This window comes from Streptomyces thermocarboxydus (genome assembly GCF_024760485.1).
Taxonomy (GTDB): Bacteria; Actinomycetota; Actinomycetes; order Streptomycetales; family Streptomycetaceae; genus Streptomyces; species Streptomyces cellulosae.
On record NZ_CP058273.1, the window covers coordinates 2,642,015 to 2,655,546 of the forward strand.

A 13,532-nucleotide genomic window follows, 5' to 3' on the forward strand; every position below is an offset into this window, starting at 1 on the left:
CGGACGTCGGCACGGCACCCCCGTCTTCACCCGGACGAGTGGCGAAGCGGCGCGCCCTCGACTCCGGTCGTTCACCCACAGGGAGGGGCCGCCTGGTCAGGCGCCCGTGATCCTCCCCACCGCCTCCCGCGTCACCGGCCGCTCCGGCGGATCGTCGTCCAGGGCGCGGTGGAGGGTGAGGCCCTCGATCAGCGCGTCCACTTGGCGGGCCGACTCCGGGGGGAAGTGAGATTCCAGGAGGGCGCGGCTGCGGCGCATCCAGCGGGCGCACAGCGCGCGGTACGGCTCGCTGCGCGCCGCCGGCGTGTACAGCTCCTGGACCAGGATCAGGTCGCGGCGCGGGCCGCCGGAGAGGGTGTGGATCAGGTCGGTGACCGCCTCCCGGGCCTCCTCCGGCGTCGCGGTGCCCGCGAGGTGCCGGTCGAAGACGGCGACCACGTGGTCGGCGTACCCCCAGAACGCCTCCGGCAGCATCTCGTCGATGCCCGTGAAGTGGTACGTCATCGAGCGGAGCGGCACCCCCGCGCAGGCCGCGGTCTTGCGACGGGAGACTCCGGCGACGCCCTCCTCGGCGATCAGGTCGAGCGCCGCCGTGAGGATCCGTTCGCGGCGGCGGGGGTCGGTGTGTCCGGTGGCCGCCCCGGGGTGGCCACCGGCGACAACCCGGTGACCGGCGCGGGCGCGGTGGTCACGAAGGCGAGCGCCCCCGCGCCGTGTCGGGCACGGGGGCGCTCGCCGGTGAGGAAGGGGAGCTACGGCGTGGTCGTCACGCCGCCGGTGTCAGCTCCGCCCGGCCGAAGAGGAGCGCGTAGCCGGGTGGGAGCTGGTCGAGGATGCGCGTCACCAGTTCGTCGCCGATCAGTGGCGGCAGGACACTGAGCACGGAGCTGACGTCCCAGCGGGCCGTCGCCGGGGTCGCGCCCTCGATGCGGGCCGCGACCGAGTCGACGAACTCGGCCGCCGTCAGCTTGCGCGTCGCCGGGATCTGCGAGGCGACCACCCGCGCGGCCTCCTCGGGCAGGGCGCGGGCCAGGTCGACGCGTTCGTCCCCGACGACGTGGCCGCCCAGGGCGGACAGGACGATACGGGTGACGCTCTCCGCCTCCGACCGCGTCCGGTACTGCCCGGCCTCCCGCACGGCGTCGACGAGTTCACGCCAGGCGGGGTCCTGCGCCGGGCGCGGCTGGGCCGCCGGGGCGGTGGTGCGTCGCGGCTGCTGGATGCTTCCCGGCTGCGGGATCGCGGGCTTCTGCGGCGTCAGCGTGGTCATCCGAAGCTCCTCTCCTTCTCCGGTATTCGGTTCTTCGTGGGGCGGGCCGGCCGGTCGGGCCGGTGGCCGGTCGGGCCCTCGGGCCGGTTCCCGTGGCTGGGGTCGGTGGGGGCCGGTCGGCGGGCGACCCCGCGGCCCCGGCCTGTTCGCGCCGTCGCCCGCCCCCGGGCGTCCGGCGCGCAGCCGCGTCCCGCAGGCCCGGAAGCCCGCGGGACGCACGGAAGGGGCTGGTGTGATCAGCCGGCGATCTGCTTGCGCTCGCCGCCCGTGATCTGGATACGGCGCGGCTTCGCCGACTCGGCCACCGGGATGCGCAGGGTCAGGACACCCGCGTCGTACTGGGCGTCGATGCGCTCGGTGTCCAGGGTGTCGCCGAGGAACAGCTGGCGGCTGAAGTTGCCGGTCGGACGTTCGGCGACCACCACGTCCGCGTCCTCGGGGACCGGCGAACGGCGCTCGGCGCGGACGTTCAGGACGTTGCGGTCGACGTCGATCTCGATGGACTCCGGGTCGATGCCGGGGATGTCGAAGTGGACGATGTAGTCGTCCCCCGCCCGGTACGCGTCCATCGGCATCGCCGAGGTGCTGGTGCCCGGGCCGAAGACCTGCTGCGCGAGACGGTCGAACTCACGGAACGGGTCGGTACGCATGAGCATCACAGTCCACTCCTCTCCATGAAAGTCGTCTGTGCGATGCCCTACGGATCACTTCCTTATATAGCTCACGAGCTGGAAAGTTGACAACCCCAGGCTCAGCTTTTTTCCGCGGTCGTTCCGGGGCTGGTGGGAGGGGGCGGCGCCGGGCGCGTTAGCCTCGGACATCCGTGGTTTCCCGCGCCCCGCGTGGGGCGCAGTGGCAGGAGGCAGCAGGCATGGCGAAGGTTCCCAGTTCGGTCGTGGCCGCGAGCGGGCTCGTCGGCGGGTACGGCGTGGCCCGCTGGACCCGTAAGCGGCAGCTCGGCGGGGTCGTGCTCGCCGCCGCCGGGGTCGCCGCCGCCCAGCAGTGGCGCGAGCGGGCCGGCGGCACGGCGGCCGGTGTGCTGTCGGCGGCGTACGTGGCCGCCTTCGCCGGGTCGCACCCGCTGGCGAAGAAGGTCGGCGCCTGGCCGGCCGTGTTCTCGGTGGCCGGCGCCGTCGCCCTCGCGTCGTGGGCCGTGGCCGACCGGCGGGGCTGAGAGCACCCCTGCGGGTCCACCCCGTCACCCAGGCATGGTCGCCCGTCCCCCGGGGACTCAGGGGCGGGCCGCCGCCTGCTGCGGTTCGGCCGCCGACAGCGGTGCGGCGATGTCCTCCAGCGACCGCCGCTCCGCGTTCACCGCGAGGAGCGCAGCGACGACGCCCGCCGCGGCCATCAGCCCCGCGCCGATCTGGAACGCGAGCACCGTGTCGCCGACCTTGCCCGTGTTCGTCAGCTCGGCGAAGAGCAGCGGGCCGCTGATGCCGCCCGCGGCGGTGCCGAGGGCGTAGAAGAAGGCGATGGACATGGCCCGGGTCTCCATCGGGAAGACCTCGGAGACCGTCAGGTAGGCGCTGGACGCGCCGGCCGAGGCGAAGAACAGCACCACGCACCAGCACGCCGTCATCGTCACCGCCGTGAGCGAGCCGCGGTCGAACAGCCAGGCCGTGCCGAACAGCAGCGCCCCCGAGAGTACGTACGTGCCGGAGATCATGATGCGGCGGCCGACCGTGTCGAACAGCTTGCCCAGCAGCAGCGGGCCGAGGAAGTTGCCGGCCGCGATGACGGCGAAGTAGTAGCCGGTGTGCCCGGACGGCACGTCGAAGAACTGCGTGAGGATCGCGCCGAAGCCGAAGGTGATCGCGTTGTAGAGGAACGCCTGCCCGATGAACAGGGCGAAGCCGAGCGTGGAGCGCCTGCGGTAGCGGGCGAAGACGGTCCGGGCGATCTCGGCGAACGTGGTGCGGCCCCGCTGATGGATCGTCATCTCGTCCTCGGCGGGCGGCAGCTCCTTGCCCGCCTCGGCGGTGACGCGCTTCTCGATGCCGTCGACGATCCGGTCGGCCTCCTCGTCCCGGCCGTGGATCAGCAGCCAGCGCGGGCTCTCCGGGACGTGCCGCCGTACGAGCAGGATGACCAGGGAGAGGACCGCGCCCAGGGCGAAGGTGAGGCGCCAGCCGACGTTCGCCGGGAAAATGGAGGTGTCCAGGGCGACGATCGACAGCAGCGCGCCGGCGACCGCGCCGAGCCAGAAGCTGCCGTTGATCAGCAGGTCCACGCGGCCCCGGTACTTCGCCGGGATCAGCTCGTCGATCGCGGAGTTGATGGCCGCGTACTCGCCGCCGATGCCGAAGCCGGTGAAGAAGCGGAAGAGGAAGAACCACCAGGTGTCGAAGGACAGGGCGGTCATCGCCGTCGCGCCCAGGTAGACGGCCAGGGTGATCAGGAAGAGCTTCTTGCGGCCGTAGATGTCGGTGAGGCGGCCCCAGAAGAGGGCGCCCAGGCAGGCGCCCGTGACGTAGAGGGCGGCGGAGATGCCGGTGACCTGGCCGGAGGTGATGGGCAGTCCGCTGCCGGGCTCGGACAGGCGGGCCGCGATGTTGCCGACGACGGTGACTTCCATCCCGTCGAGGATCCATACGGTGCCGAGGCCGATGACGACGGACCAGTGCCACCGGGACCACGGCAGGCGGTCCAGGCGGGCGGGGATTCTGGTGGTGACGGTGCGTCCGGTCCCGGACTGGGCGGTGGCCATGGGCTCCCCTCCTCGACGAAGTGAACCTCGTGTGCCCCGCACCGGCCGGTTTCACGCCCGCCCCAACCCCTCCGCGGCCGGTACGCCCCCTACGCCCCCAGCGCCCGCGACACCGTGTAGATCAGCAGGCCCGCCAGGGAGCCGACCACCGTGCCGTTGATGCGGATGAACTGCAGGTCGCGGCCGATGTTGGCCTCGATCTTCTTCGTCGTGTGCTCCGCGTCCCAGCTCGCCACCGTGTCCGTGATCAGGGAGGTGATCTCCTTGCGGTAGGTCGTCACCACGTACACCGCGGCGCTCTCCAGCCAGCCGTCGACCTTGCCCTGGAGCTTCGGGTCGAGGGACATGCGGGCGCCCAGCGACAGCAGCGACGCGCGCAGGCGCAGCCGCAGCTCGCTGCGCTCGTCCTCCGCCGCCGAGACGATCATGCCGCGTACGGCCGTCCAGGCGGACGCGATCAGGTCCTGCACCTCGCTGCGGCCGAGGATGTCGCTCTTGAGGCGCTCCACGCGGGCTCGGGTGTCGGTGTCGGACTGGAGGTCGGTCGCGAAGTCCGTGAGGAAGCGGTCCAGGGCGCCGCGCGCCGGGTGGCTCGGCATGTCCCGCATCTCGGTGACGAAGCGCAGCAGTTCCTTGTAGACGCGCTCGCCGACCTTGCGGTCCACGAACTTGGGCGTCCAGCCGGGGGCGCCGCCGTGCACCGCGTCCATCACCGTGTCGCTGTGCAGCACGAGCCAGTCGTGGGCGCGGGCGACGACCACGTCCACCGCGCGTTTGTGGCCGCCGTCGGCGACGATCCGCTCCAGCATCTTGCCCATGCCGGGCGCGATCTCCTGGGCGTTGGCCCGGCGGGTGATCGCCTCCCCGACGACCGCCTGCACATCGGAGTCGCGCAGCACGGTCAGCGCGCCGCGCAGGGCCGCCGACGCCTCGGCGGTGACCCGGTCGGCGTGCTCGGGGACGGCGAGCCAGGCGCCCAGCCGGGCGCCGATGCCCACGGCGCGCAGCCGTCTGCGCACGACGTCCTCGGAGAGGAAGTTCTCGCCGACGAAGTCGCCGAGGGCCGTGCCGAGCTGGTCCTTCTTGGTCGGGATGATCGCCGTGTGCGGGATGGGCAGGCCCAGCGGGTGCCGGAACAGCGCGGTGACGGCGAACCAGTCGGCCAGCGCGCCCACCATGCCGGCCTCCGCCGCCGCGGCCACGTACCCTGCCCAGGCGCCGGCGCCTTGGTGCGAGGCCCACTTGGCGAGGATGTAGACGAGGGCGACGAACAGCAGCAGGCCGGTCGCCGTGAGCTTCATCTGGCGCACCCCGCGCCGCTTCTCCTCGTCCGCGGGGCTGAACGTGGTCATCGCGCGGTTCGTCGCGGCACCGGTGCGGGCATGCTGCTCGGCGGCGTCCCGGTCCTCGGTGCCGTCCTCGGTGCCTGCCGTCTCAGTCCGTTCCATCCGCTCCACCCGTTCGGTGATCTCTCACACATTGTCCCTTCCTGACCGACTCCTGGAACGGAACAGGAGTTCCCGGCGTCTGTCCGTGGGGGGATTGTCCAGGGACGTCACCTAGGGGTACCCCGAGCCGGCCCCGGACACCCCGGGCCGTCCGGACCGACCACCCGAAGGCCCGCCCGGGGTCACATCGACGGCTGTCCGGGTCCGCCCGGATGATCTTCGGCCGCGTCCCGCACCCGGCCTCCCCCGCCCTGACCGACCATGGTGCGACGGACGGAGCCGCGAGCGGCTCCCGCTTCCCGAGGAGAACAGAACAGCATGACCCGTGACGGGGACACGGCGGCGCCGCCCCGCGCACCACAGCCCCCCGCCCCGCCGGGGCGGCCCGGACGGCACGCGGCCCTGCTCGCCGCGGTGCTCGCGGCGGTCCTCGCCATGTCCGCCGTGATCTTCGTCGGAGTGTCCGCCGACGGCCTGCGCGGGCGGACCACCCCCGCCCGGGACGGCGGCGGGGCCGGGAACCCCGTCTCGCCCGCCTCCGCCGGCACCTGGGTCACCGCCTGGGCGGCCCCACCCGGCGGCGGTGAACCCGGCACGGAGACGACGGGGCTCGCGGGCCGGTCCGTACGCAACGTCGTCCGCACCACCGCCGGCGGCACCCGCGCCCGCGTCACCCTGTCCAACCTCTACGGCCGCGCCCCGCTCACCCTCACGCACGCGTCGATCGCCGTCTCCGCCGGCCCGGACACCGCCGCCGCGCTCGCCGGCACCATGCGGCCCCTCACCTTCGCCGGGAACCCGTCCGTCGTCGTCCCGGCGGGCGGACAGGTCGTCAGCGACGCCGTGCGCGTCCTGATCCCGCGCGACGCGCACGTGCTGATCAGCGTGTACTCCCCCGCCCCTGCGGGCCCGGTGACGTACCACAGGCACGCCCGGCAGATCTCCTGGGTCGCCGAGGGCGAGCACACCCGCGACGCCACCGGGGCTCCCTACGGCGGGCAGACCACCGTCTGGCGGTACGTCACCGCGCTGGACGTGCTCAGCGACGACTCCGAGGGCACGGTCGTCGTCCTCGGCGACTCCCTCACCGACGGCATCTCCGCGAGCATGGGCGCCGACGCCCGCTGGCCCGACGTGCTGTCCGACCGGCTGCGCGCCGCCCTCGCGTCCGGCCGGGACCTCCCCCGCTACAGCGTCGTCAACGCCGGGCTCAGCGGGAACCGTATCCTCGCCGACGGGCCCGGCCGGCCCCCGCGCAACCCGAGCGCGCTGCGCCGCTTCGACCGGGACGTGCTGGGCCACGCGAACGTCCGGGTCGTGGTCGTCGTGCTCGGCGTCAACGACATCCTCCGCGCGCCGGACACCGCCGACCCGGAGCGGATCGTGGGCGGTCTGACGGCCCTGACCGAGCGGGCGCACGCGCGAGGGCTCAAGGTCGTCGGGGCGACCCTGATGCCGTACCGCGGGCACCGCGGGTACTCCTCGTACGGCGAGGACGTGCGGCAGCGGGTCAACGCGGAGATCCGCGACGGCGGGGTGTTCGACGAGGTCGTGGACTTCGACGAGGCGGTGCGCGACGCGTACGACCCGCGCCGCCTCCGGGCCGGCTACGACTCCGGGGACGGGCTGCACCCCAGCGACAGGGGTTACGCGCGCATGGCGGAGACGTTCGAGCTGAAGGCGCTCGAGGGCGGGGCGCCGGCCCGGCTGTGACAGGCGCCGGACCGGTGCACGCGGTCAGCGGTCCTCGGGCCGCCGCTCGTGCTCCCTGTGCGGGCTGTGCAGGTTCAGCGGGTCGTGCGGACGCCGCGGCTCCTCCAGCTCACGGCGGTGCCGCTCGGCGCTGTCCAGATGGTCCTGCCGCTGCCGCTCGGCACGCGCCAGGTGCTCCCGCCGCCGCTCCTCCTTGAGCGCCTGCTTCTCCCGGCGCCGCTCCTCACGCAGCCGCTGCCGCTCCGCGCGGGGAAGCTTGCGCTGCACGCCGACCCCGCCCCAGAAGGCGAGCCCGGTGACGACCACGCGCGGGGCGCCCGGCTCGGGCGGCACACCCTCCTCGCGGTGGTCGAAGCCGCCCATGATGCCGACGCCGCGCACCACGACCTCCACGCCCGGCGGCACGATCACCTCGACGCCGCCCATGATGGCGACGGCGTTGATGACGATCTCCCGGTCGGCGAAGTTCGCCTCGCGCAGGTCGATCTCGCCGCCGCCCCAGAAGGCGAAGCAGTTGAAGCGCCGGGGCGCCGTCCAGCGGCCCTTGCGCTGGAAGCCGCTCATCACCGCGACCGCCCAGGACGACGTCCCCGGGTCGTCCCCGCCGACGATCCGGTCCGCCCAACTGCCGTTCGGGCGCGGCGTCCTTCGTCAGCGAGACGGGCGCGACCGCCGCACCCGACGCGGGCAGGTCGCGGGTGATGGGGGCCAGTTCCCCGTAGGTGCGCGCCCGGTAGGTGGCGTCCAGCCGCTCCTCGAACTCCTCCATGTCCAGGCGGCCCTCGGCGAGGGCGTCCCGGAGGACTTCGGCGACCCGTTCACGGTCGGCGTCGCAGGCGCGGAGGTCCGGTGCGGGTGCGTCGTCGGTCATACCCAGCAGCCTACGAGTTGTCCCCGTCACACGGCTACGAGGACTGCGGGGACCGCGTGGGCGCCCGCCCGGCGCGCTCCGCGTACATCTGCGCGATCACCGCCTCGATGTCGGGCTCCCGCACCGACAGATCCACCAGCGGATAGCGCTCCGCGATGCGCGTCACCAGCGCGGCCGCGGGCTCCGACGCGGGGAACGCCACCCACTGACGGGGCCCGTCCACCCGTACCACCCGGGCGGGAGCGGGCACCTCCACCGGCGGGCACTCCCGCTCCAGGTCCACCACCAGCGTCCGCTCGCTCTCCCCCACCTCGTGCAGCCCGGCGAGGGCCCCGTCGTACACCAGCCGGCCCTGGTCGATGACCATCACACGGGAGCACACCTGCTCGATGTCCTGGAGGTCGTGCGTGGTCAGCAGCACCGTCGTGTCGCGTTCGGCGTTCACCTGCCGCAGGAACTCCCGCACCCGGGTCTTGGAGACGACGTCCAGGCCGATCGTCGGCTCGTCCAGGTACAGCACCTCCGGGTCGTGCAGCAGCGCCGCCGCGATGTCCCCGCGCATCCGCTGCCCCAGCGACAGCTGCCGCACCGGCACCTCCAACAGGTCCCTCAGATCGAGCAGTTCGACCAGCCGGGCCAGGTTCTCCCGGTAGCGGGCGTCGGGGATGCGGTACATGCGGTGCATCAGCTTGTACGAGTCGATCAGCGGAAGGTCCCACCACAGGGTCGTCCGCTGCCCGAACACCACCCCTATCCGGTGCGCCAGCCGCGTCCGCTCCCGCGACGGGTCGATCCCCGCCACCCGCAGCCGGCCCCCGCTCGGCGTGAGGATGCCCGTCAGCATCTTGATCGTCGTCGACTTCCCGGCGCCGTTCGGCCCGATGTAGCCGACCATCTCGCCGCGCGCCACCGTGAAGGAGATCGAGTCCACCGCCCGCACCTGGTGCCGCTCCCGCCGCAGCAGCCCCTTGCGCCGGCGCACGTCGAAGACCTTCTCGACCCGGTCCACCTCGATGAACGCGCCTTCGGACCCCGCAGTCGTTCCCATCCGCCCGCTCAACTCCCCACGCTCCTGTACGACCTGAGTCCCGTCCGCCACGCCAGCCCCGCCAGCGCGCAGCACGCCGCAGCCACCAGCGGCGACGCGAACGCCGCCCACCCCGGCAGCTCCAGCGGGTACGGGCGCCCCAGGACGTGCGCGGCGGGCACCCAGTTGACGAAGGCCAGCGGCAGCACGAACGTCACCCCGCGCACCAGCTCCTTCCCGAACACCGCCGGCGGGTACTGCAGCATCGTCGTCCCGCCGTACGTGAACGCGTTCTGCACCTCCGCCGCGTCCTGCGCGTAGATCTGGAACGCCGCGCCCGCCACGAACAACGCCACGAAGATCGCCGCGCCGGACACCACCATCAGCGGCACCAGCAGCACCTTCGCCACCGTCCAGTCGACGTCCGCCGCCACCAGCGCCCAGCCCAGCACCGCCCCGCCCTGCACGACCCGCCCCAGGCGGCGCAGCGAGAAACGGTCCCCGCCGACCTGCGCGAGCACCGGCACCGGACGCACCAGCAGCACGTCGAAGGAGCCGTCCCGGATCCGCGTGCCGAGCTGCGGCATCGACCCCGCCGCCAGATGCGCCAGCCCGAACGACGTCACCGACGCCGCGTACAGGAACGCCACCTCGGGCAGCGACCACCCGGCCAGCGAGTCGACCTGCGAGAACATCAGCAGGATCCCGACGAAGTCCATCCCCGTCAGCACCAGGTTGCCGAACAGGGTGAAGACGAACGACGTCCGGTAGGTCATCCCGGACCGCACCCACATCCCGGCGATCATCCGGTACGCCCGCAGCCCCTCCACCACCGCGCCCCGCTCAGCCACCCTGCACCACCACCCGGCGCGTGGCCGCCGCCTGCAGCAGCCGGCCCGCCGCGAGCAGCAGCACCGCCCACATCGCCTGGAACGCGAGCGCCCCCGCCACCGCCGTCTCCCCCATCAGCACGTCCGCCGGGACCTGCAGCTGCGCCGCCCACGGCAGCGCCCGCGCCACCTCGCCGAACCCGCCCGGGAAGACGTTCAGCGGCAGCACCATGCCCGAGAAGAACACCCCGAGGATCATCATCAGCTGGCTCACACCCGTGCCGTCCAGCAGCCAGAACACGCTCAGCGCCAGCAGATGGCGAATCCCGAAGCTCACCAGCGCCGCCAGCGTCAGCGCCACCGCGAACCACACCCACGTGTCGAAGCGTGTGGGCAGCGCCGTCGGGAAGAACAGCCCGCCCACCAGGAACGGCAGCACCCCGCGCCCCAGCAGCTGGAACGCCGCCCGGCCCAGGTCACCGGCCAGCCACCACAGCTGCAGATCCGCCGGCCGGTACAGATCCACCGCGATCTCACCGGTGCGGATGCGCTCCATCAGCTCCGCCTCGACGCCGCCGCCCTGGATCGCCAGCGCCGCGAACAAGCACTGGCCCAGCCACACGTACGTCACCGCCTGCGCCTGGTCGTAGCCGCCGAGGTCCGGACGCTCGTCCCACAGCGCCAGATACGTGTACACGAGGATCAGCCCGAACACCGTGTTGGTGAACACCCCGGCCGCGGTCGCCGCCCGGTACGACGCGTACCGCCGGAACCCCCGGGCCGCCACGGCCAGGTACAACCGTGCCGAACCCACCGTTTCCCTCCCCATTCACGCCGCGACACCGAAGCGCAGGAGCCTAGTCCGCGCGGCAGATGCCCCGCCACGGGTTTTCCGGCCCGTCCTCCGGTCAGGTGAACACCCTGCGCGGCCGTACGGCCGGAGCCGCAGGGTGCACGACGCGCGTCGCCGCCCGGCGAACGCGGAGACGGATGCGACAGTCTTCAATAAGAGGCACGCACGTGGCGTACGCGCACAGAAGACGCGTACGCCTATGCATGAGGCGTACGGGAACGAACGAGGCGAATCAGGAGTCCGTGCACGACATGAGCGACGAGCCGCAGCCGAAGAAGCCCCGCCCGGGCTGGGCATCGCACGAGCCTCAGGCGGCCGACACGCCCGACGACGCCCGGGACGACACCCGGACGAATGAAGCCGCCCTCGCACGATCGGGTGATTCCGACGGGGAACCCGGTGAGGGCGCCGCCACTCCTGAGAGCGGCACCGCCTCCGCGAAGGCCGGCGTCTCCGCGAAAGCCGGCGTCTCCGCGAAGAAGGCCGCCCGCGAGGAACGCCGGGCCGCCCTCAAGGCCCGCCGCACCGGCTGGCGCCGCCTCGTCCCCACCTGGCGCATGGTCGCCGGCGCGTTCCTCGTCACCGCCCTGCTCCTCGTCGGCGGCTTCCTCCTCGGCTACGCCCTCGTCCAGATCCCCGCCGCCAACGCCCTCGCCACCCAGCAGGCCAACGTCTACCTCTACGCCGACGGCTCCGTCATCGCCCGCGACGGCGAGGTCAACCGCGAGAACGTCACGCTCTCCCAGATCTCCAAGGACGCCCAGCACGCGGTCCTCGCCGCCGAGGACCGCGACTTCTACACCGAGTCCGCCGTCGACCCCCAGGCCATGATCCGCGGCGCCTGGAACACCGTCACCGGCAAGGGAAAGCAGTCCGGCTCCACCATCACCCAGCAGTACGTGAAGAACTACTACCTGCGCCAGGAGCAGACCGTCACCCGCAAGGTGAAGGAGTTCTTCATCGCCATCAAGCTGGACCGCAACCAGTCCAAGGACGAGATCCTCGAGGGCTACCTCAACACCAGCTTCTTCGGCCGCGGCGCCTACGGCATCCAGGCCGCCGCCCACGCCTACTACGACATGGACGCCTCCCAGCTCGACGCCGGACGCGCCGCCTACCTCGCCGCCCTCGTCAACGCCCCCAGCCAGTACGACGTGATCGCCCGCCCCGAGAACCGGGCCTTCGTCGAGAAGCGCTGGAACTACGTCCTCGACGGCATGGTCGACGAAGGCTGGCTCGACCCCGCCGAACGCGCCCGCCTCACCTTCCCCGTGCCCAAGCGGAGCACCCACTCCACCGGCATGTCCGGGCAGCGCGGCTACATCGTCAACATCGTCAAGCAGCACCTCACCGACAACAAGATCGTCGACGAGGGCGCCCTCGACGCCGGCGGCTACCGCATCACCACCACCCTGCAGAAGAGCAAGCAGGACGCCTTCGTCGAGTCCGTCAACGACAACCTCATGGCCCGCCTCGACAAGAAGAACCGCAAGGTCGACACCTACGTCCGCGCCGGCGGCGCCTCCGTCGAACCCAAGACCGGCAAGGTCGTGGCGATGTACAACGGCATCGACTACGTCAAGCAGTACACCCCCAACGCCACCCGCCGGGACTTCCAGGTCGGCTCCAGCTTCAAGCCGTTCGTCCTCACCGCCGCCGTCGAGAACGACTCCCGCACCCAGGACGGCCGCCGCATCACCCCCCAGACCCACTACGACGGCACCAGCGAACGCCCCGTCCAGGGCTGGGCAGGACCCCGCTACGCGCCCGAGAACGAGGACCACGAGGACTACGGCGACATCACCGTCAGCGAGGCCACCGACAAGTCCGTCAACGCCGTCTACGCCCAGATGGCCGTCGACGTCGGCCCCGAGAAGGTCCGGCAGACCGCCGTCGACCTCGGCATCTCCCCAAAGACCCCCGACCTCGCCGAACCCGGGCCCTCCATCGCCCTCGGCGTCGCCAACGCCAGCGTCCTCGACATGGCACAGGCGTACGCCACCCTCGCCAACCACGGCAAACACACCCCGTACACCCTCGTCGAGAAGATCACCCAGAACGGCCGCGACATCCCCCTCCCCGAACGGCGCACCCGGCAGGCCGTCGGCCGCGAGGCCGCCGACACCACCACCTCCGTCCTCAAGGGCGTCGTCGAAAAGGGGACCGCCACCGCCGCCCAGACCTCCGGACGCCCCGCCGCCGGCAAGACCGGCACCGCCGAGGACGACACCGCCGCCTGGTTCGCCGGCTACACCCCCGACCTCGCCACCGTCGTCGCCGTCATGGGCCAGGACCCCGTCACCGCCGGCCACAAGTCCCTCTACGGCGCCATGGGCCTGCCCCGCGTCAACGGCGGCGGCGCCCCCGCCGAGATCTGGGGCCAGTACACCCGCGACGCCCTCCGGGGCGAACCCGTCAGCTCCTTCAGCCTGCGCCTCCAGCCCGGCGCCAACGAGAGCCAGCCCCCGGCCCCCGACTCCAGCGGCGGACCGTCCTCCTCCGACGACCCCTCCTCCTCCGCCTCCGACTCCCCCGACGACGAGGACACCGACAGCGGCACCCCCGAGGACGGCGGCAGCAGCACCGGCGCGGAAGAGGGCACGGCGAGCGAGGGCCAGGACTCCACCGGCGGCACCGCCACCGGCTCCCCCACCGGAGGCCAGACCGGCGACACCGGCGGCGGCACCGGAACGGGCGGCACGGACACGGGCGGCGGTGGCGGGAACACCGACGACGGCGGCTCCAACCGCGACGAACTCCCCGGCCCCGGCGGACTCAGCGGCGCCCTCGACGGACGCCGCTGGAACTAG

Annotated in this window: 11 protein-coding genes and 1 pseudogene; 3 read left to right on the plus strand and 9 right to left on the minus strand. The window is 72.7% G+C overall.

Annotation, left to right across the window (positions count from 1 at the left end):
- Window positions 1–96: 96 nt before the first annotated feature.
- From AY578_RS12180 to AY578_RS12190, 3 genes are all read right to left on the minus strand, one after another.
- On the minus strand, window positions 97–600 hold the full coding sequence (locus AY578_RS12180) for a TetR/AcrR family transcriptional regulator (RefSeq protein WP_161107415.1): 504 nt from the start codon (window positions 598–600) through the stop codon (window positions 97–99).
- A gap of 166 nt (window positions 601–766) precedes the next feature.
- Window positions 767–1,270: a DUF2267 domain-containing protein gene (locus AY578_RS12185; RefSeq protein WP_019525109.1), complete on the minus strand. Its 504-nt coding sequence runs from the start codon at window positions 1,268–1,270 to the stop codon at window positions 767–769.
- Window positions 1,271–1,506: 236 nt separating this feature from the next.
- Window positions 1,507–1,926, minus strand: coding sequence for an Hsp20/alpha crystallin family protein (locus AY578_RS12190; protein WP_028959170.1), 420 nt, complete (start codon window positions 1,924–1,926; stop codon window positions 1,507–1,509).
- Window positions 1,927–2,141: 215 nt separating this feature from the next.
- Between AY578_RS12190 and AY578_RS12195 the strand changes: the two genes are divergently transcribed.
- Window positions 2,142–2,444, plus strand: a complete 303-nt coding sequence (locus AY578_RS12195; RefSeq protein WP_019525107.1) for a hypothetical protein — start codon at window positions 2,142–2,144, stop codon at window positions 2,442–2,444.
- 57 nt (window positions 2,445–2,501) lie between these two features.
- On the opposite strand, the gene AY578_RS12200 is transcribed toward AY578_RS12195, so the two are convergent.
- Together AY578_RS12200 and AY578_RS12205 are read right to left on the minus strand one after the other, a co-directional pair.
- The gene (locus tag AY578_RS12200) at window positions 2,502–3,980 is read right to left on the minus strand and encodes an MFS transporter (protein ID WP_019525106.1); all 1,479 of its coding nucleotides are present in this window, start codon (window positions 3,978–3,980) and stop codon (window positions 2,502–2,504) included.
- A gap of 89 nt (window positions 3,981–4,069) precedes the next feature.
- Window positions 4,070–5,428: a DUF445 domain-containing protein gene (locus AY578_RS12205; RefSeq protein WP_258902355.1), complete on the minus strand. Its 1,359-nt coding sequence runs from the start codon at window positions 5,426–5,428 to the stop codon at window positions 4,070–4,072.
- A 318-nt stretch (window positions 5,429–5,746) separates the two neighbouring features.
- On the opposite strand from AY578_RS12205, the gene AY578_RS12210 reads away from it, so the two are divergent.
- Window positions 5,747–7,141 (plus strand): GDSL-type esterase/lipase family protein, encoded by a 1,395-nt coding sequence (locus AY578_RS12210; RefSeq protein ID WP_258902356.1) that lies wholly within the window; start codon window positions 5,747–5,749, stop codon window positions 7,139–7,141.
- Window positions 7,142–7,165: 24 nt separating this feature from the next.
- On the opposite strand, the pseudogene AY578_RS12215 reads toward AY578_RS12210, so the two are convergent.
- The 4 genes and pseudogenes from AY578_RS12215 to AY578_RS12230 form a co-directional block, all read right to left on the minus strand.
- Window positions 7,166–8,012 (minus strand): annotated as a pseudogene (locus AY578_RS12215) (DUF1707 SHOCT-like domain-containing protein).
- A gap of 34 nt (window positions 8,013–8,046) precedes the next feature.
- A complete protein-coding gene (locus tag AY578_RS12220; RefSeq protein WP_258902357.1) occupies window positions 8,047–9,060 on the minus strand; it encodes an ABC transporter ATP-binding protein in 1,014 nt (337 codons plus the stop codon).
- 8 nt (window positions 9,061–9,068) lie between these two features.
- Window positions 9,069–9,890, minus strand: coding sequence for an ABC transporter permease (locus AY578_RS12225; protein ID WP_161232875.1), 822 nt, complete (start codon window positions 9,888–9,890; stop codon window positions 9,069–9,071).
- Window positions 9,883–10,683 (minus strand): ABC-2 family transporter protein, encoded by an 801-nt coding sequence (locus AY578_RS12230; RefSeq protein ID WP_037778661.1) that lies wholly within the window; start codon window positions 10,681–10,683, stop codon window positions 9,883–9,885. The genes AY578_RS12225 and AY578_RS12230 overlap by 8 nt, the downstream gene beginning before the upstream one ends.
- Before the next feature lie 290 nt (window positions 10,684–10,973).
- Between AY578_RS12230 and AY578_RS12235 the strand changes: the two genes are divergently transcribed.
- A complete protein-coding gene (locus tag AY578_RS12235) occupies window positions 10,974–13,532 on the plus strand; it encodes a transglycosylase domain-containing protein (RefSeq protein ID WP_020700129.1) in 2,559 nt (852 codons plus the stop codon).

Coding starts and splice junctions, on each gene's coding strand:
- AY578_RS12185 (WP_019525109.1), bottom strand. CDS start 1,270: ATGACCACGCTGACGCCGCAGAAGCCCGCGATCCCGCAGCCGGGAAGC.
- AY578_RS12190 (WP_028959170.1), bottom strand. CDS start 1,926: ATGCTCATGCGTACCGACCCGTTCCGTGAGTTCGACCGTCTCGCGCAG.
- AY578_RS12195 (WP_019525107.1), top strand. CDS start 2,142: ATGGCGAAGGTTCCCAGTTCGGTCGTGGCCGCGAGCGGGCTCGTCGGC.
- AY578_RS12200 (WP_019525106.1), bottom strand. CDS start 3,980: ATGGCCACCGCCCAGTCCGGGACCGGACGCACCGTCACCACCAGAATC.
- AY578_RS12205 (WP_258902355.1), bottom strand. CDS start 5,428: ATGGAACGGACTGAGACGGCAGGCACCGAGGACGGCACCGAGGACCGG.
- AY578_RS12210 (WP_258902356.1), top strand. CDS start 5,747: ATGACCCGTGACGGGGACACGGCGGCGCCGCCCCGCGCACCACAGCCC.
- AY578_RS12220 (WP_258902357.1), bottom strand. CDS start 9,060: ATGGGAACGACTGCGGGGTCCGAAGGCGCGTTCATCGAGGTGGACCGG.
- AY578_RS12235 (WP_020700129.1), top strand. CDS start 10,974: ATGAGCGACGAGCCGCAGCCGAAGAAGCCCCGCCCGGGCTGGGCATCG.